Annotated in this window: 13 protein-coding genes; 6 read left to right on the top strand and 7 right to left on the bottom strand. The window is 71.7% G+C overall.

Going from position 1 to position 18,180, the window contains the following annotated elements:
- Window positions 1-32 precede the first annotated feature (32 nt).
- Window positions 33-875 (top strand): class I SAM-dependent methyltransferase, encoded by an 843-nt coding sequence (locus tag AC3X7R_RS15875; protein ID WP_489966647.1) that lies wholly within the window; start codon window positions 33-35, stop codon window positions 873-875.
- 65 nt (window positions 876-940) lie between these two features.
- Here the strand turns inward: AC3X7R_RS15875 and AC3X7R_RS15880 are convergent, their stop codons facing one another.
- Window positions 941-1,822, bottom strand: coding sequence for a PorA family protein (locus AC3X7R_RS15880; protein ID WP_489966648.1), 882 nt, complete (start codon window positions 1,820-1,822; stop codon window positions 941-943).
- Between the two features lie 198 nt (window positions 1,823-2,020).
- Here AC3X7R_RS15880 and AC3X7R_RS15885 point away from each other — a divergent pair, with 198 nt between their 5' ends.
- A complete protein-coding gene (locus tag AC3X7R_RS15885; RefSeq protein ID WP_489966649.1) occupies window positions 2,021-3,223 on the top strand; it encodes an acyltransferase family protein in 1,203 nt (400 codons plus the stop codon).
- Here AC3X7R_RS15885 and AC3X7R_RS15890 read toward each other — a convergent pair.
- Together AC3X7R_RS15890 and AC3X7R_RS15895 are read right to left on the bottom strand one after the other, a co-directional pair.
- Window positions 3,124-7,287, bottom strand: coding sequence for an alpha-(1->3)-arabinofuranosyltransferase domain-containing protein (locus tag AC3X7R_RS15890; RefSeq protein ID WP_489966650.1), 4,164 nt, complete (start codon window positions 7,285-7,287; stop codon window positions 3,124-3,126). The two genes, AC3X7R_RS15885 and AC3X7R_RS15890, sit on opposite strands and share 100 nt — an antisense overlap.
- A complete protein-coding gene (locus tag AC3X7R_RS15895) occupies window positions 7,254-8,015 on the bottom strand; it encodes a class I SAM-dependent methyltransferase (RefSeq protein ID WP_489966651.1) in 762 nt (253 codons plus the stop codon). Before AC3X7R_RS15895 ends, AC3X7R_RS15890 begins: the two co-directional genes overlap by 34 nt.
- Before the next feature lie 116 nt (window positions 8,016-8,131).
- Between AC3X7R_RS15895 and AC3X7R_RS15900 the strand changes: the two genes are divergently transcribed.
- Complete coding sequence (locus AC3X7R_RS15900; protein WP_489966652.1) at window positions 8,132-9,304, top strand: glycosyltransferase family 4 protein; 1,173 nt, start codon at window positions 8,132-8,134, stop codon at window positions 9,302-9,304.
- Between the two features lie 75 nt (window positions 9,305-9,379).
- Here the strand turns inward: AC3X7R_RS15900 and AC3X7R_RS15905 are convergent, their stop codons facing one another.
- Both AC3X7R_RS15905 and AC3X7R_RS15910 read right to left on the bottom strand, forming a co-directional pair.
- A complete protein-coding gene (locus AC3X7R_RS15905; RefSeq protein WP_489966653.1) occupies window positions 9,380-9,541 on the bottom strand; it encodes a DUF2613 family protein in 162 nt (53 codons plus the stop codon).
- A 72-nt stretch (window positions 9,542-9,613) separates the two neighbouring features.
- Window positions 9,614-11,290 carry an MmpA family trehalose lipid delivery protein gene (locus AC3X7R_RS15910; protein WP_489966654.1) on the bottom strand — a complete coding sequence of 559 codons (1,677 nt, stop codon included), beginning with the start codon at window positions 11,288-11,290 and terminating at the stop codon, window positions 9,614-9,616.
- Between the two features lie 129 nt (window positions 11,291-11,419).
- On the opposite strand from AC3X7R_RS15910, the gene AC3X7R_RS15915 reads away from it, so the two are divergent.
- A complete protein-coding gene (locus AC3X7R_RS15915) occupies window positions 11,420-12,697 on the top strand; it encodes a lipopolysaccharide biosynthesis protein (RefSeq protein WP_489966655.1) in 1,278 nt (425 codons plus the stop codon).
- A gap of 10 nt (window positions 12,698-12,707) precedes the next feature.
- Here the strand turns inward: AC3X7R_RS15915 and polA are convergent, their stop codons facing one another.
- Complete coding sequence (gene polA / locus AC3X7R_RS15920; RefSeq protein WP_489966656.1) at window positions 12,708-15,380, bottom strand: DNA polymerase I; 2,673 nt, start codon at window positions 15,378-15,380, stop codon at window positions 12,708-12,710.
- 53 nt (window positions 15,381-15,433) lie between these two features.
- Between polA and AC3X7R_RS15925 the strand changes: the two genes are divergently transcribed.
- Entirely contained in the window at window positions 15,434-15,883 is a 450-nt protein-coding gene (locus AC3X7R_RS15925) for a hotdog fold thioesterase (protein ID WP_489966657.1), read from the top strand.
- An 18-nt stretch (window positions 15,884-15,901) separates the two neighbouring features.
- Here AC3X7R_RS15925 and AC3X7R_RS15930 read toward each other — a convergent pair whose 3' ends face one another.
- Window positions 15,902-16,456, bottom strand: coding sequence for a GNAT family N-acetyltransferase (locus tag AC3X7R_RS15930; protein ID WP_489966658.1), 555 nt, complete (start codon window positions 16,454-16,456; stop codon window positions 15,902-15,904).
- A 309-nt stretch (window positions 16,457-16,765) separates the two neighbouring features.
- Between AC3X7R_RS15930 and AC3X7R_RS15935 the strand changes: the two genes are divergently transcribed.
- Window positions 16,766-18,112 (top strand): ABC transporter substrate-binding protein, encoded by a 1,347-nt coding sequence (locus AC3X7R_RS15935; RefSeq protein ID WP_489966659.1) that lies wholly within the window; start codon window positions 16,766-16,768, stop codon window positions 18,110-18,112.
- Window positions 18,113-18,180: the final 68 nt, after the last annotated feature.

Genomic DNA, 18,180 nt, shown 5'->3' on the forward strand with positions numbered 1-18,180 from the left:
GGACAGAGGCAGCCGCGCGTTAGCCTCGTCCCGTGCCCGAATCGTCGCGCCCCCACCCCACCGACCACCAACCACAGGCCGTGCGGGTCGAGCGCCGGAGGGTGGACGAGGCCGAGTCCAGGCGGGCCAACGGCCCCGACTGGGACCGCTACGCCGACGAGTACCAGGCCACGCACGGTGAGTTCCTCGGTGACGTGGGCTTCGTCTGGGGCCCCGAGGGGCTCACCGAGGCCGAGGCCGGGGTGCTGGGCGAGGTGTCGGGTCGGCGCGTGCTGGAGATCGGCAGCGGCGCCGGCCAGTGCTCGCGCTGGATCCGGGCCCAGGGCGGGCTGGCGTTCGGCCTGGACCTCTCCCACCGCCAGCTCCAGCACTCGCTGCGCCTCGACCTCGACACGGGCGTCGCGGTCCCGTCGGTGCGGGCGACCGCGACCGAGCTCCCCTTCTCCGACGGCGCCTTCGACATCGTCTTCTCGTCCTTCGGCGCCCTGCAGTTCGTCAGCGACCTCGGGCGCTGTCTCGACGAGGTCGTCCGGGTGCTGACCCCGGGTGGCCGGCTCGCCTTCTCCATCACCCACCCGACCCGGTGGATGTTCCCCGACGACCCGGGCGAGGCCGGGCTCACCGCGACCCAGTCCTACTGGGACCGCACGCCGTACGTGGAGATCGACGACGAGACGGGGACGGTGGCCTACGTGGAGCACCACCGCACCCTGGGCGACTGGGTCGAGCTGCTCGCTGACCGCGGCTTCGCCCTGCGCCGCCTCCTCGAGCCGGAGTGGCCACCCGACCACGACCGGGTCTGGGGCGGTTGGTCGCGCACCCGGGGCCTGCTCACCCCCGGGACGGCGATCCTCGTCTGCGACCTGGACCGATGACGCACGACGGCTCCCGCACCCTGTGCGGGTGCGGGAGCCGTGGCGGACGTGAGCGGCGCGAGCGGCTAGCTCGTGCTCCTCTTCGGCCGGCGAGCCAGCAGCAGCCCGATGATGATGAGGATCGGCCCAGCGATGACGCCCACCAGCGGGACGGTGCTGGTGATCAGCTTGAGGCTGGCGCCGTTCTCCTTGGCGTCCGCGACGTTGACGGCGACCTGCTCGTCGGTGAAGGAGACGTCGAGGTCCAGCAGGACCTCACCGTCCTCACTGGTGCGGAGCTCGTCCTGGTCCTGGTCGATGAGCGCGCCGGTGACCTGGTCGACCCAGACCGTCTTCGTCTGGCTGTAGAAGCCGGAGATGTCACCCGAGACGATCGCGGGCTCCTCGCTGACGCTGACGGTGTACTCGTAGGTGGGAAGACCGTCGATCTCCCGCTCCCCCACGTAGGCCGCCGTCACCCCCGTCTCGAGGATGCTGTCCCACGAGACGTAGTCACGCTTCTCGGGGTCGAACGGCCACTTGTTGACGACGCCCTCGTGCTGGACGGTCGTGTCGGGCAGGTAGCCCTCCTGGTCGACGGACTCCGCCGTGACCCGGTCGGTGGCGAACATGTCGTCGCCGATGTTGATGACGTTCGTGTCCGCATCCTTACCGGTCCCGCCCCGGCCGCAGTCGGGGGTGTTCGGGACGTCCTTGACGAGGCAGGTGTTCGTCACGAAGACGGCCACGTCGTCGTCCGAGGCCTCGGAGTCGACCTTGGTGTAGTTGGCGACCCTGACGTCGTACGGGTCGCCGACGTAGACGGCGGTACCGGACAGGCGGGTCACCTGGTCGATGTCCAGGGGGGTCTTCTTGACCTGGCCGGGCGCCCAGAACGCACCGATCGCCGCGGCGACGAGCAGGAATGCCCCCATAAAGAGCAGCACCCAGCTGATGATCTTGCGCACGTATTTCCTCCAGTCCCATGTGGTGAGCGGCACACTAACAGGTTGTTACTCGTCAGTCAGTCATGTCTCGAAGCGTCTTGCCGACGCCGGCCTTCGTGAGATAGTCACCGACGTGGACCAGTCATCGTGGCCTCGGCCGTCCGTCCTGCCCGGGGGACTGGACGCGGCCCGTCCCACGGTCTCCCCGGGAGGACACCTGTGACCAGCACACCGGCGGAGTCCGACTCCTACCCCGTCCTGGACACACTGCGGTTCGTCGGGGCCCTCGCCGTCCTGACCACCCACGTCGCGTTCTGGACCGGGTCCTACGGCTCCCACCCGATCCTGGGCCCGATGTACTCCCGTCTCGACGTCGGGGTGGCGGTCTTCTTCGTCCTCTCCGGCTTCCTGCTCTCCCGGAAGTGGATCTCGGCCAGCGCCGGGCGCACCGAGCGGCCGGACGTCCGGCGGTACCTGTGGAGACGCCTGCTGAGGATCTACCCCCTCTACGTCGTGACCGCCCTGCTCGCCGTCTACTTCGTGAGCGACAACGCCGACATGGCGACCGGCGAGGTGCTGTCCACGGTGGCGATGCTCGGGATCTACGTCGACCCCGCACTGCCGGCGGGGCTCTCGCACACCTGGAGCCTCGCGACCGAGGTCTCCTTCTACGTCGCGCTCCCCGCCCTCATGGCTCTCGGCCTGGGCAGCTCGCGTCGTGGGCTCCCGGTCCGTCGTCTGCTCCTCCTGGTGCTGGGCATGCTCGTGCTCAGCATCGCCTGGCTCAGCGGCCTGGCCGCCCGGGTTCCCGGCACCGACAACGTCCCGGTGAACGAGTGGCTGCCCGCCTTCGGCGGCTGGTTCGGCGCCGGGATCCTGCTTGCCCTCGCCGAGGTGCTGCTCGCCAGGGGCGAGGCTCCGCGGTGGCTGCGCCGCACCGCCGAGGCGATCGGGCTGCAGCCCGGCGCCTGCTGGGTCCTGGTCCTGGGGCTGATGCTGGTGGCCACCACTCCCCTTGCCGGGCCGACGCTGCTGGTGCCTCCCACCACGGCCGAGGCGGTCACCAAGAACCTGCTCTACCTCCTGGTGGGCACGATCGTGGTGGCCACCGGTGTCTTCGCGCGTCCCGGGACGGGCTACCACCGCGTGATGAGCACTCCCCTGCTGCGCCACCTCGGCCACACGTCCTACGCCATGTTCTGCATCCACCTCCCGGTGCTGCACGCGGTCGGCTGGCTCACCGACTACCCGCTCTTCACCGGTCAGATGCTCGGGATCTGGCTGGCCACCCTGGCACTCACCCTGGTGGCCGCCGAGGTGCTCTACCGATCGGTGGAGACGCCCTTCATGCGCTTCAAGGACCGCGTGCCCGGCTCCAGCGACAGGAGCAGGACTCCGGCCAGGGCAGCCAGAGCGAGGTAGTGCGGCCAGGCCCAGTCACCGGCCCACCCGTCGCTGCTCCCCCAGGGGCGGAAGAAGTAGGCGCCCGAGGCGACCCAGAAGGCGGCCCCGCAGAGCCAGGGAGCGACGTCGTCGCCCCACCGCCGTACCCCGGCCAGGAGGAGGCAGGCGGCGCCGCCGACGAGGACCCCGACCCAACCGCCCAGCGTGCCCAGGGCGAGGAGCCCGAGGACCCCGGTCGCCAGCGGACCGAATCTCCGGGGTCCGGCGGGCGCGGTCTCGCGACCTGAGTCCCACCCTCTGCTCTGGAAGGCGAGGAAGGCGAGCATCACGAAGAGCGCGAGACCGAAGACCACGCCCGTCTGGTAGACCCGGTCGGGCTTGAACTCCGCGAACACGGGGTCCAGCCCACTCGGGCCGGCGCGCCACCCTTGCAGCCATCCGTCGACCGTCACCGGCGTGAGAGTCTCGCCGGCCTGCTGCGCCACCCACCCCGCGTTGGCGTTCTGCCTGAGGAGGACCACCTCGTCGTCGGCGGTGGGCGAGATACGGGTGGTGACCCTGGTCCCCTGCGCGGCCGCCGGGTGGACCGTCGGGTCCGCGGCCGAGGACGACGAGGCCCGCTCCAGGGCCACGGTCTCCGCGACCAGGGCGCCGGTCGACAGCGACCGGATCCGGTTCTCGCCGGGCTCCAGCCGGACCCCGGTCTCGTCGCAGGGACGGGTCTTCACCACCTCCATCGCATAGAGGGCGGCCGGGCTGGCGACCAGCTCCGTGGAGCGCTCCTCGCCGTTCACCTCGAGGGTGGGCCCCGAACCGCAGCCGTAGCTCCGCTCCTGGCGCGAGAGCGAGAGCGCGGGAAGGTCGAGCCCGCGCAGCTGGACCTCGCTCATCCCGAGCGGCAGCACCTCGGACCTTCCGGTGCTGGTTACGGAGCTGGCGTTCTCGCCCTCGGTCGGTCGCAGGCTGAGCCGGTCCGCGGTGACGGCGGGGAAGTCGGCGCGCCCCTGCTCGTCGAGCTCGATCTCCTTCGACCCACCCGGCCACCGCAGCGTGAGGGCGGTGGGACGACGCACGGGCGCCTCGTCGTCGACCACGACCCTGATGCCGTCGATCACCCGCTGGTCGGGGAACCGCAGCGTCAGCTCCGGCCGCTCGTCCTCGGTGCTCGGCGTCCAGCTGGTCCCGACGTCGCCGTCGATCGCGGCGAGCCCCGAGGCGCGGGCATCGGCCGGTCCGGTGGAGCTGGCTTCTGCCTTCAGCAGCTGGTCACGCTGCAGCAGGTCGACCAGGTCGGTCCCCATCCGCGGGCGGGCGGTCAGCGAGGCGCTGTAGTCGACCTGGGCCGGCAGCGGAACGATCCGGTCGAAGCCCTCGGGCTCCTCCGCCTCGACGACCTGCGACTCCCGGCAGGGCACGCGCTCCTCGACCACCACGCATCCGGTGCGACCGTCGGAGACGGTGCGCAGCAGGACCGCCTCGGGGGCGGGCGCCCCGGTGGGCAGCGCCGGCGTGACGAGCGGGCGCTCGACCGTCAGTCCCTCGGCGGAGACCTCGGCGAGGGCGAGCCGCCCCAGCGTGCCGGTGTCCTCCACCCGCACCCAGGACACGGGCTCGTCGCCCAGGTCGAACTGGCCGACCTGCCCGCTCGCGATGGTGCTCGACCCGGACGCCCCCCGGTCGGTGACCACGCGGACCTCAGCGCGGGCCGCGCCCTGCGTGCCCAGCCGCACCGACAGCGTGCGGAGGACGCTGGGCTCCTCCAGCTCCACCTGCCACCACCCAGTCCCCTGCCCGTCGCCGACGACCCACTCGGTCTCCTTCGAGCCGTCGACCGCGGCGTAGGGCAACCGGGACCTTCGCGAGCCGCCGGCCGAGTTGGGATCCGCGAGCGAGCTCGAGGCCGACAGCGCGCGCGCCCCCAGCAGCCTGGCGGTCGTCAGCCACCGGTCGCCGTCCTCGAGGCGGTAGTCCGCGGCAGGGTTGAGCGAACGACGCACGTCGCCCTCGGTGCGCACCGGCGAGACCGCGTCGTGGATGCGGCCGAAGTTGCGCTCCCGCTCGTGCATCCCGTCGGTGAGCAGCAGGCGGGTCTCCGGACCGATGACGGCCTCCTCCGACCCCGCGGCCAGCTGCGCCGGCTCGTCGCCCAGCAGCCCGGCGTTCGAGAGGCCCAGCAGGTCCTCGGGCCCACCGACCACGACCGGCAGGGCGTCCGACGACGCGGCGCGGGTGGGCTGGTCGGTGAGCGCGTAGACGTCGATGGCCGATCGCTCGAAGTCCCAGCCGCCGTTGGGCAGGAGACGCCCGTCCGGACTCGTCAGGCTCCCGTCCCCGCCGATCTCCGGCCCGAACCCCCTCACCCGCCGGATGCCCGGGGACTCCATGAGTGCCTGGTGCACGAGCGCCGGGTCCGGGATCTCGGGGGACGGGGTCAGGTCGTTGCGGACCAGCACGTAGCCGATGCCGGCTCGCCGCAGGTACGTCGCGAGGCCCGCCTGCCCCTCCCCCTGGCTGAACCGCTCCTCGATCGCGTCGAGCATCCGGATGTTGCCCGGCGGGGTCAGCGGGATCGCGTTGCGGATCGTCCACCGGTCCAGGCCGAGGTACTGCACGGGCTCGTCCTGGGGCTGGCCCCACAGGTACTCGGCGAACTCCGAGCCGGGGGCCACCAGGACCGCCGACTCCCCGGTGTTGTCATCGAGCCACTCGACCGCCTCCTGCCAGTAGCCGGGCGTCTCGGCGACCCGCTCGGTCGTCAGCAGGTTGCCTGACAGGAGGGGCATCGAGGCGCCCACGACGCCCAGGACGGCGAGGCCTCCGAAGGTCCACCGGGGCTGCAGCCAGCGCGGGACCGACGAGCCTGTGCTCCGGGTTCGGCTGCTCGCGCGCACGGCTTCGTCGAGGAACCACGCGAGTCCCATGACGAGTGGCAGGCGCACCACCGGGTCGAACTTGTGCACGTTGCGCACGGGCGCCAGCACCCCGTCCAGCGCCTCGTGGAGCGAGCCGGCGAACCAGCCCTGGACCGTGCCCAGGTGTCCCATCGTGACCAGGAAGAGGCCGGCGAAGGTGCTCAGGATCAGGAACTGGCGGTGCGGGTTGGACCGTAGGCACATGCCGATCGCGCCGAGCATGAGGACGATCCCGCTGTTGAGCGCCGCGTAGGGCGTCATCGTCAGGTCGCGCCCGCCTCGCCGGGTCTCGTCGAGGTAGGGCACCCAGGCCGAGGTCCCGCGCAGCGCGTCGAAGACGGTCGTCGGGAACGTCGTGACCTGGGCCGACTCGATGTAGTCGAGGAAGGGTGGGCTGTAGGTCCCGAGCAGGAACAGGGGCACGAGCCACCACAAGGTGCCCATCAGCGTGAAGAGGGGCCACCAGAGCATCAGGCTGCGGCGCCTGGGCCCGGGGGTGCGGGTGAGCAGCCAGAGGGCGCCCAGCGGGATCACCGCGAAGGTCGCGGCGGCGTTGACGCCTCCGACGAGCGCCACGCCGAAGCCGGCGAGCAGGGCGGCTCGCCGGGTGGAGCCCTGGATGCTGCCGCGCACGAGCGGCAGCAGCACCCACGGAGCCACCGCGCTGGGCCACGCCTCGATGGAGATCCACCCGGCGGTGCTCAGGATGCGTGGCGAGGCTGCGAAGGCGAGTCCAGCGAGCAGGGCGGCCGCCTGCGACCGCACCCCCATGACGCGCGCCAGCCGGGCGCCGCCGACGAAGGCGACGCACAGGACCAGGGAGAGCCAGAGTCGTTGGATCACCCACTCCGGGAACTGGTAGCCCCAGAAGAGGAGGAAGAACGAGCCCATCGGCCAGAGGTAGCCGTAGGCCTGGTTCTGCAGCTGGCCCAGGGCCCCGGTGTCCCACAGGTGGAGGGCACGGGAGAGGAACTCCAACGGGTCGGCGACGAGGTCGAACTTCGTGTCCGCCACCTGGTACCCCGACGACTGGATGAAGGCGAGGCCGGTGAGCAGCGCGCAGCCCGCGAGCAGCCGGACCCGCCATCTCCCGGCGTCACCGCCGGAGTCGACGGAGGGTACGTGGCGGTCCGGGGTCACCTCTTGCGCAGGACGAGCACGAGGTTCCACGTCACCACCTCACGGATCACGGGCACACGCAGCAACCACCACGTCCACCGCGGGTTGTACCGGGGCAGCACCGCCACCACCTCCGCGGAGGTCGCGGCGCGCGCCCACGCCAGTCCATCACGGACCGTCACCTTGTACAGGGATTCGCCGAACTTGTTCTTCGGCTCGTGACCGTGGCGGCGGGCGTAGCGGCGACGGGCGAACCTGCCGCCCAGGTAGTGCCAGGGGGCGGTCTCATGGCCCCCCCACGGGCCGTACCAGACGGTGTAGCTGAGGAAGACGAGCCCACCCGGCCTGGTCACCCGGACCATCTCCTCGGCCATGGTCCACGGCTCCGGGACGTGCTCGAGCACGTTGGAGGAGTAGGTGACATCCAGCGAGTCGTCACGGAACGGGAGCTGCATGCCGCTGCCCAGCACCGTGCCCTGCGCGATCTGGCCGGCGCTCGAGAGCTCGCCCACGTCGGCGTCGAGCGCGTAGTAGGTCGCCCCCCGCGCTCGGAAGGCGTCACGGAAGTAGCCAGGGCCACCGCCCACGTCGAGCATCGTCATGCCGGCGAGGTCCTGGTAGCCGGAGAGCTGGCGCGCGGAGTCCTCCGCCAGGGCGGTGTAGAACCTGGCCGGGTCCGTCTGCTCGACCCGGAACTCTTGGAAGAGCCGGATGGAGCGCCTGAGGGTCTCAAGGCGCGCGCTGGTCCGCTCGGCGGCGGACATGGTCGGCGTCTTCACGGCCGCGACCATACCTGACCGACGAGTAACTCCGAGGCCGGTTCTGTCGTAGTGTGCTGGGCCAGGGAGCAGGTGCGGGACCAGTGGCGACGAAGGAGCCGAGGGTGGGAGAGACCATGAACGGAACCCGTGCGGGGGCACTCTCGCTGCAGGGCCGCCACGTGGTGTTCCTGAGCTGGCGGGACGTCCGCAATCCCGAGGGCGGCGGCGCGGAGGTCTACCTCGAGGAGATCGCGCGTGGACTGGTCTCCCGCGGAGCCAGGGTGACCATCTTCTGCGCGGCCCACCAGGAGGCCCCCGCCGAGGACCTGACGGGCTCCGTGCGCTTCGTGCGCCGCGGCACCAAGCTCTCGGTCTACGCCTGGGGCATGTTCCTGCTGGCCACCCGGCGCTTCGGCCGGGTCGACGCGGTGGTCGACGTGCAGAACGGGCTCCCCTTCTTCTCCCGACTGGTGACCCGGCGGCCCGTGGTGGTGCTGGTGCACCACGTGCACCGCGAGCAGTGGCCGGTGGTCTACCCGGGGCCGGTGGCACGTGTCGGGTGGTGGATCGAGTCCCGGCTGGCCCCCCGCCTCTACCGGCGTTGCCAGTACGTCGCGGTGTCCCGCGCGACCCGCGAGGAGCTCGGTGAGCTCGGGGTCGACCCGGACCGCGTCGCCGTGGTCCACAACGGCACCGCGCCGTGCGCCCCGCTCGCCGTGCCGAGGACCGAGGCGCCGTCCATCTGCGTCGTCGGCAGGCTGGTGCCGCACAAGCAGGTCGAGCACGCCATCGACGCCTGGTCGGTGCTGCGCGAGGAGATCCCCGGACTCCGCCTCCGGATCGTCGGGTCGGGCTGGTGGGAGGACGAGCTCCGGGTCCACGCCGCGAAGGTCGACCCCCGCGGCGACGTGGAGCTGCTGGGACACGTCACCGAGGCCGAGAAGCAGCGCGTCTACGCCGAGTCCTGGGTGATGGCACTCCCCTCCCTCAAGGAGGGATGGGGGCTGGTCGTCGGCGAGGCGGGCATGCACGGCACCCCGACGGTCGCCTACCGCTCCGCCGGCGGGACCCAGGAGTCCATCGACGAGAACGTCTCAGGCCTGCTGGCCGACAGCTTCGAGGAGCTCGTCGACGGCCTGCGTCGCGTGCTGACCGACGAGGCGCTCCGCGAGGATCTCGCCGAAGGCGCCCGGAAGACCAGTCACCGCTTCACCTGGGAGCACTCCCACGGCTCGTTCGCCCGCGTCCTCCACGAGGTCTGGCACGGAGTCACGGTGCACGAGCAGGACCCCGAGGAGACCGTGTAGGTCCTCGGGGTCCTGGCGTGGCTCGAAGAGTTCCGGAAGGGTGAAGCGCCGGTCCTCAGGGGTACCGCTCGTGCGTCAGTTGCTGCCGTAGTCGACGATGATCGACGACTCGTTGACGTCGGCGGGCGACGAGGTCGGCGCACTCGTCTGGGACGAGATCACGCCGATCACAGTCGCGGCTGCGACCCCCGTACCGACCAGCAGGCTCACAAAGGCACCGATGATGGAGCTTCCCACAGTTGTCCTCCCTCAATTGACTCCTACCCACGCTACCAGTCGGTAGCGGCTGCACGCCATCTTCGTCCCAAATCACCCCCGTGTCGGGACCCGCGTCTCGCGGCGGCGCCGACGTCGCCACGCCAGCGCGGCTCCCCCGAGGAACGACCCGGAGTACGCCGCCCAGGCCACCGCGACCGCCGGGAGCCACCACCCCGGGTCCGCACGCGGGGCGGGGTCCCCCAGGTCGAGCACCTCGAACGCCTGGTTGTCGAAGACGACCCTCCCCCGGAGCTCCGGGACCGCGGCGCGCAGGTCCTGCTCGATCAGCACCCGGTCGATGCCCGCCGCCAGCAGCCCGGCGGTCCGCTCGGCCGGGGTGGCGGCCCGCAGCGCGGAAGCCACTCGCCCGGCCAGCGGATCCTCCCCCGCCAGCAGCTTCCCGTCGATCGCGAGCTGGTCGGAGGTCACCATGGAGGCGGAGAAGTAGCGACCGGCGGGATCGAGCACCTTCCCCCGCGCGTTCCAGACGGGGGCGCGATAGCTGGCGAACGGCAGCACCGCGACGCGGCCCCCCTCCTCCGCGAGGGCCGGACGGGCCTCGGCCCAGGACGCGGGATAGGCGACGGGCGACGGCAGCCCCGCCCCCCACGCCGCGTCGGGCAGGAGCGTCACGGGGAGGAGGACGAGCGCTGCGCCCACGAGACCGCGCTGCCACCGGACCGCCAGACGCGAGACCAGCCAGGCCACGCCGTGCCCGACCAGCACGGCGAGGAGGGGCACCCCCAGCCCGAGCAGTCTGGACCCGTCACGGAACAGTCCACCGCCCGGGACGTGCCCGGCCAGCCAGCCGGACGCAGGAGGCACGGCCCACGTCACCAGGGCCAGGGCCATGCCCACGGCCCACACGACCAGGGTGGCGGCTCGGAGCCGGCCGTCGGTCCGCGCCCACCAGGACCTGGCCCCGCAGGCGGCGAGCGCCACCAGCACCACGAGCCCGACCACGGCGGGCAGGCCCTCGCGGCTCGCCGGCACGACCTCGCTGTTCCACACGCCCCCCAGCGCCAGTGCCTCGAGCGGCGCCGGGAGGAGCGCCCCACGCAGGGCGAAGAGCTCCGCCGCCCGCGGGTCGGAGGTCGCGGAGCCGGCGTGGAGCAGCCCCGAGACGACCCACGGCGCGTTCGCCGCCGCCAGCAGCACGGTGACCGCCAGGGCCGTACCGCGGCGCAGGCCCGCTGCGGCCACGGCGATCGCGAGCATGAGGCCGGCGCTGGGACTCAACGACGACAACGGCAGCAGGACCATCAGGCCAGCGGGCAGCCGCCCGGTCACGTGGAGGCGGTGCGACCACAGCAGGGCCCATGGCAGCGCGGCGTACGCGACGAGCATCGTCCAGTGGCCCAGGAGGAGCCGCTCGACGACGTAGGGGTTCCAGACCGCGACGGTGGCGGCCGCACACCTGCCCGCCACCGGGAGGCCACGCGTCAGCGCCGCGGCACCGGCGCCCGCCCCCACGAGTGCCGCCACCAGCACGATCTTCTGCAGGACCATGCCGGGGACGAGCTCGTCCAGCACGGCCACGACCGCGTCCGCCGGCACCGCGCGAGGCAGCGCCGGGCCGAGACCGAACGACTCGGGCCGCAGCGTCAGGTCCGGCACCCAGACCATGTCGTAGGTGAGCAGGAACCCCGGAGCCAGCGCCGGGCCGAGCAGCAGGAGGGTCAGCACCGCCGACCAGGCGGCCGGCAGCCACCTCTCCCATCGACCCACGAGGCCTCCGTTCCCCACGACGCTGGGCACACCGTAGTCGGTCCGGCCGCCGGTCGTGGCCGGGCACCGCGCGGCACGCGCGCCTCCCCTACGCCGCCGGACGCGGGCTTCCGCGTAGTCTCGGCCGACGTGAGAACTCTGAGCGGGCGCGTGCGCGGCCTCATGCACAGCGGGGCTGGGATCGCGGTCGCCATGGCGATCATGAACGTGGCGTCGTACGGCTACACCATCCTGGCGGCACGACTCCTGGGTCCCCAGCAGTACGGGGCGTTCGCGGCGATGATGAACCTGCTGCTCGTCGTCAGTGTCGTCAGCCTCGGGCTGCAGACCACTGCCGCCCGACGGATCTCCGCCGACCCCGACCACGTCGACCAGATCCAGACCCAGGTCCTGCGCGTCACCACCCGGGTGGCGCTGCTCCTGGGAGCCGCGCTCTTCCTGCTGGCACCCGCGATCAACGTCCTGCTCAACCTGGACAACCTGGCGATGGCGGCGCTCATCGGCCCGGCGATGGTCCCCCTCACCATGATGGGTGGCCTGGCCGGCACGCTGCAGGGAGAGCGCCGCTGGCTCCCCCTGGGCCTCCTCTACGTCGCCGCGGGCGTTCCCCGCCTCCTGGTGGGGGTGGCGATGCTGGCGTGGCAGCCGACCGAGTTCTCCGCGATGCTGGCGGTCACGATCACCTCGGTGGCCCCCGTCCTGGTCGGGTGGTGGGCGCTGCGCCACGACCGCGTCCCGGGCGCCTCCTCCCAGACCCACGGCGGTCGCGCCGTGGCCAAGGAGGCGTTGCAGAACTCCCAGGCGCTGCTGGCGTTCTTCATCCTCTCCAACGTGGACCTGATCGTGGCGCGCAACGTGCTGTCGGGGCATGACGCCGGCCTCTACGCCAGCGGTCTGATCCTGACCAAGGCCATGCTCTTCCTCCCCCAGTTCGTCGTCATCGTGGCCTTCCCGTCGATGGCGGCGGCCGAGGGCCGGCGCCGGGCGCTGGCCCGGGGTCTCGGACTCGTGGCCGCGATGGGTGTGCTGGGCACCCTGGCCGCGTGGGTCCTCTCCTCGGTGGCGCTGAAGTTCGTCGGCGGCCGCGAGTTCGCCGAGATCGAGGGCAGGCTGTGGGCCTTCGCCGTCCTGGGCACCGCCCTGGCGATGCTCCAGCTCCTCGTCTACTCCGTGATCGCCCGGCAGGGCCAGCGTTCCGTCTACCTGGTCTGGGGGGCCATGGCGACCCTCGTCGTCGGCGCCGTCCTGACCAGCTCGGTGGACGGCCTCCTGCTCTGGGTGGCCACCGTCGACATCGCCCTGCTCGCGGCGCTCGCCGCGATCAGCTTCTACCTGCTCGGTGACGACGAGAACCAGGCGCCCGTCGAGGAGTCCCCCGCCTCGGACGTGCCCGACCGCACCGTCTAGGACGCCGCGCCTAGTGCGCCGCGTCGTGCCAGCTGCGGCCGGTGCCGACCGAGACGTCGAGGGGCACGGTCAGGTCGGCCGCCCGGCCCATCTCGTCGCGCACCAGCGCCTCGAGTGACTCGAGCTCGCCCTCGGCCACCTCGAAGAGGAGCTCGTCGTGGACCTGGAGGAGCATCCGGGAGCGGAGACCCTGCCGAGCCATCGCGGTGTGGACTCCCCGCATGGCCACCTTCACCAGGTCTGCCGCTGAGCCCTGGATCGGAGCGTTGAGGGCCATCCGCTCCGCCATCTCTCGACGCTGGCGGTTGTCGCTGGTCAGGTCGGGCAGGTAGCGACGACGTCCCATGATGGTCTCGGTGAACCCGCACCGACGTGCCTCGTCGACGATGCCGCCGAGGTAGTCCCGCACGCCACCGAAGGTCTCGAAGTAGTCGTCCATCAGGACGCGCGCCTCGGAGGGCTCGATCTTGAGCTGCTGGCTCAATCCGTAGGCCGAGAGCCCGTAGGCGAGCCCGTAGTTCATCGCCTTGATCTTGGCGCGCATCTCCCCGGTCACCGCGTCGGCCTCCACCCCGAAGACCCGGGAGGCGGTGATCGAGTGGAAGTCGTGGCCCGAGCGGAAGGCCTCGATCAGCAGCTCGTCCTCGGAGAGGTGCGCCATGATCCGCATCTCGATCTGGCTGTAGTCGGCCGTCATCAGGGTCTGGTAGCCGGACCCCACCACGAAGCCGGCACGGATCCGGCGACCCTCCTCCGTGCGCACCGGGATGTTCTGGAGGTTGGGATCGGTGCTGGAGAGCCGGCCGGTCGCCGCGATGATCTGGTTGAACGTGGTGTGGATGCGGCCGTCCGGCGCCACGGTCTTCAGCAGTCCCTCCACCGTCTGGCGGAGCCGGCTGACGTCGCGGTGGCGCAGCAGGGCCAGCAGGAAGGGGTGCTCGGTCTTGACGAAGAGCTGTTGCAGGGCGTCGGCGTCGGTCGTGTAGCCGGTCTTGGTCCGCTTGGTCTTGGGCATCCCCAGCTCGTCGAAGAGGACGACCTGCAGCTGCTTGGGCGAGCCGAGGTTGATCTCCTTGCCGATGACCGAGAACGCCTCCTCGGCGGCTCTGCGGACCTCGTCGCCGAACTCCGCCTCGAGCGCCTGGAGATGGTCGAGGTCGACCCCGATGCCGGTCTGCTCCATGCCGGCCAGGATGTGGACCAGCGGGAGCTCGACGTCCGCCAGCAGGCGGGTGCCGCCGTGCTCCTCCACGGCGTCCTCCAGGGCGGCCGCCAGCTCCACCACGGCCCGTGCCCGCAGCATCGCCACGTCGGCGACCGCCTCGTCCTGGTCGAAGAGGAGCGCCTGGCCGTCCTCGACCTCCTCGCGCAGCTCGCGGCGCAGGTAGCGCAGGGTCAGGTCGGCGAGGTCGTAGGAGCGTTGGTCGGGGCGGACCAGGTACGCCGCGAGGGCGGTGTCGCTGCGCAGCCCGGCCAGCGACCAGCCGTGGGCGGCCAGCGCCAGCATGGGGCCCTTCGCGTCGTGCATCACCTTGGGCCGGTCCTCGTCGGCCAGCCACGAGGCCAGTGCCGCGTCGTCGGCGGGCGACAGCGTGGCGACGTCCACGTAGGCGGCGTCCCCGCCCGCGGTGGAGAAGGCCAGTGCCTCCACGTGGCCGGTCCCGGCGCCCCAGGCTCCGCGGACGTGCAGCCCGATCGTCGCCTCGGCGTGCTCGGCCAGCCAGGGGCCGACCTCGTCGGGGCCGAGGACCGCACCGGTCAGCTCGAAGCCCGACTCCTCGACGTCCTCCTCGGAGGTGAGCGACTCGAAGAGACGGTCCCGGAGCACGCGGAACTCCAGGCCGTCGAAGAGCGTGTGCACCTCCTGCCGGTCCCACGGCTGGCGGAGCAGGTCGTCGGGGCTCAGCTCCAGCTCGAGGTCGCAGACCAGGGCGTTGAGCCGGCGGTTGCGGATCACGTCACCCAGGTGGAGCCGGAGGTTCTCCCCCGCCTTGCCCTTCACCTTGTCGGCGTGGGCGATGACGTTGTCCAGGCCGTCGTACTCGTTGATCCACTTGGCCGCGGTCTTGGGCCCCACCCCGGGGATGCCCGGCAGGTTGTCGGAGTCCTCACCGACCAGAGCCGCCAGCTCGGGATAGCGGTGCGGGGGGACGTTGTACTTCGCCTCCACCGCGTCGGGCGTCATCCGGGCCAGCTCGGAGACCCCGCGCATCGGGTAGAGCACGGTGGCGGTCTCCCCGACCAGCTGGAGGGAGTCGCGGTCGCCGGTCAGGATCAGCACCTCCATGCCCTGGGCCACCGCCCGGGTGGAGAGGGTGGCGATGATGTCGTCGGCCTCGTAGCCCTCGACCGACAGGTGCGGGACGTGCAGGGCGTCCAGCACCTCCTGGATCAGCGGGAGCTGGCTCTTGAACTCGTCGGGCGTCTTGTTGCGCTTGGCCTTGTACTCCGCGTACTCCTCGAGCCGGAACGTCTGCCGTGAGCGGTCGAAGGCCACGCCCACGTGGGTGGGCTCCTCGTCGCGCAGCACGTTGATGAGCATCGAGGTGAAGCCGTAGACGGCGTTCGTCGGCTGCCCGGTGGTGGTGGAGAAGTTCTCCACCGGCAGGGCGAAGAAGGCGCGGTAGGCCAGGGAATGGCCATCGAGGAGGAGCAGTCGGGGGCGGGAGTGCGTCACGGTCACGCCACGACCCTATCCGCCGGCGGCGACGGGACCGCGTCCGCCAGAATGGGGGCATGAGCGACCCCCGCAGCCTCCCCGACCAGGCCCCCTCCCCCGACGACCTCATCGCCCTGATGACCGAGCACAACGGCGCGCTCGCGGACAAGATGGGCATCAAGGTCCTCGAGCTCTCCGCCGAGCGCGCGGTCGCCACCATGCCGGTCGAGGGCAACACCCAGCCCTTCGGCCTGCTGCACGGCGGCGCCTCGGTGGTGCTGGCGGAGTCGCTGGGGTCGATGGCCTCCGCGGTGCACGCGCACCCCGACCGCATCCCGGTCGGGGTGGACATCAACGCCACCCACCACCGAGGGGCGACCTCCGGGATCGTGACCGGGGTGGCCACCGCCATCCACCGTGGTCGGACCAGCGCGGCCTACGAGATCGTGATCACCGACGAACAGGGACGCCGGCTGTGCACCTCCCGGATCACCTGCGCGCTGATCCCGGCTGACCGCACGCGCTGACCCCCGCCGCGGGGGGGCTCAGGAGACGCGCTCGCGGCGGCGGACCCGCCGGGCCGCCAGGACCCGGTCGAGGTGGCGCGACCCCTGCTGCCCGGCGCGCTCGGGCCGCAGGGCGGCCAGCCGGTGCCGTGCGCTCTGGGTGGTGGCGATCCGCAGCGTCGCCTCGGCGCCCAGCGACAACCGGGCGAAGAACCGGTTGGCGTCCCGGGAGCCGGCGATGGCGGCCGCCCCGACCAGGCCCACCTGCCGGTCCTCCGCGAACGTGACGGCCGCCTCCATCAACGCCGTGCCGACCCCGCGCCGCCGGTGGTCGGGATCGACGTGCGGCGCGACCACGTGCACCACCGGCTCCAGGTTCACCGACGAGATCGTCGTCACCTCGAGGTGCACGGCTCCCGCGACCCGCCCGTCCACCTCCGCCACCAGCACGCACACCTCCGGGCTGCTCTCCGCGGCCTCGAGGATCCGCAGGACGTCCGCCGCCTGCTGCACCGCAGGACCTCGGCGCAGGGCGTCGCCCCACAGCTCGACGAGCACGTCGGCGTCGTCGAGGGTGGCCGGTCGCAATGTCACGCTCGCTCGCACCATGGTCAACCTCCGCCTGCCGGGACTCTGTCAGCACCTTGCCCCCGCACGCGCCGGTGAGCACGATACCGGCTACCACGGCCCTCCGGGAGGGGCGGGGACGCCCGGTCCGGACCACCGCCCGCAGAGCCGCGAGCACGCCATCGGTCCGCATACCGGGCGGCGAGTAACGAATCGGCAACGACCGGGTGCGGGCGCGGCTCGCAGGTGCCCGTCAGCCCTACCTTGACAGGGCTGAGCCCACCCATCTGGAACGGGCGCCGGTGGAAGACAACTTCTGAAAGAAAGGTTCACGACGTGAATCGATCCACAAAAGCCTCCTGGCTGAAGGTGATGGCGGGCGCCGCCACGCTGTCCCTCGCGCTCACCGCTTGCGGCAGCGACACCGAAGACACGGACGCCGGCAACGAGGCCAGCGACTCCCCGTCGGCCGACGCCACGGAGATGACGTTCACCAACGACGAGTGCTCGGGTGACGTCACCAGCGCCGACACCTTCAAGGTCGGGGGCATCCTGCCGCTGACCGGCAACCTGGCCTACCTCGGCCCCCCGGAGATCTCGGGCGTCGGCCTGGCCGTCTCCGAGATCAACGCCGCCGGTGGCGTGGGCGGCGCTGACGCCTGCCACGTCATCGAGGACTCGGGCGACTCCACCGACATGTCGATCTCCACCTCCGCGGCCCAGAGCATGGTCTCCGGGAAGCCCTCGGTGGTCATCGGCGCGGCCTCGTCCAGCGTGTCCCTCAACTTCGTGGACACCCTGACCGACAACAAGATCGTCCAGATCTCCCCGGCCAACACGGCGCTCGACCTCAGCGGCTACTCGGACTTCTACTTCCGCACCGCTCCCCCGGACACCATCCAGGGCAACGCGCTGGGCAACCTGATCGCCCAGGACGGCCACCAGCGGCTGGCCTTCCTCGTCTTCAACGACACCTACGGCACCGGGCTGCGCAACGCGGTCGAGAAGACCTTCACCGAGGCCGGTGGCGAGGTCGTCTACGGCGGCAAGGGCGACGGGGACGAGTTCCCGGCCGGCCAGACCACCTTCTCGGCCGAGGTGACCGCGGCGCTCAACTCCTCGCCCGACGCCATCGTGGTCCTCGCCTTCGACGAGACGAAGGCGATCGTGCCCGAGCTCGCCGCGCAGGGCTGGGACATGCCGAAGACGTACTTCACGGACGGCAACACCGCCGACTACACCGCCGACTTCGAGGCCGGCACGCTCGAGGGCGCGCAGGGCACGATCCCCGGCGGCGAGGTCGCCGAGGAGTTCGGTGACAAGCTCATCGCCTGGTACGAGCAGGCGGAGAACGAGACCCTCACCGACTTCGCCTACGGCCAGGAGTCCTACGACGCAGTGCTCCTCGCCGCGCTGGCCGCGGTCAAGGGCGGGGATACCAAGTCGACCACCGTCCAGAAGAACCTGGCGGCCGTCTCGGGTGCCACCGACGGCGAGGAGTGCACCACCTACGCCGACTGCGTCGAGCTGATCGAGGCCGGTGAGGAGATCCGCTACGTCGGTCCCTCGGGCATCGGTGCGATCAACGAGGACAACGACCCGTCGTCCGCCTTCGTCGGCATCTACACCTTCGACGGCAACAACAAGAACGAGCGCACGGGCACGGTCGAGGGCAAGATCTGACCGGCTCACCCCACACGCGGAAGGCCCCGGACCGAGAGGTCCGGGGCCTTCTGCGTGGGCGGGCATCC

It is taken from the genome of Nocardioides sp. Z22_16 (assembly GCF_058134365.1).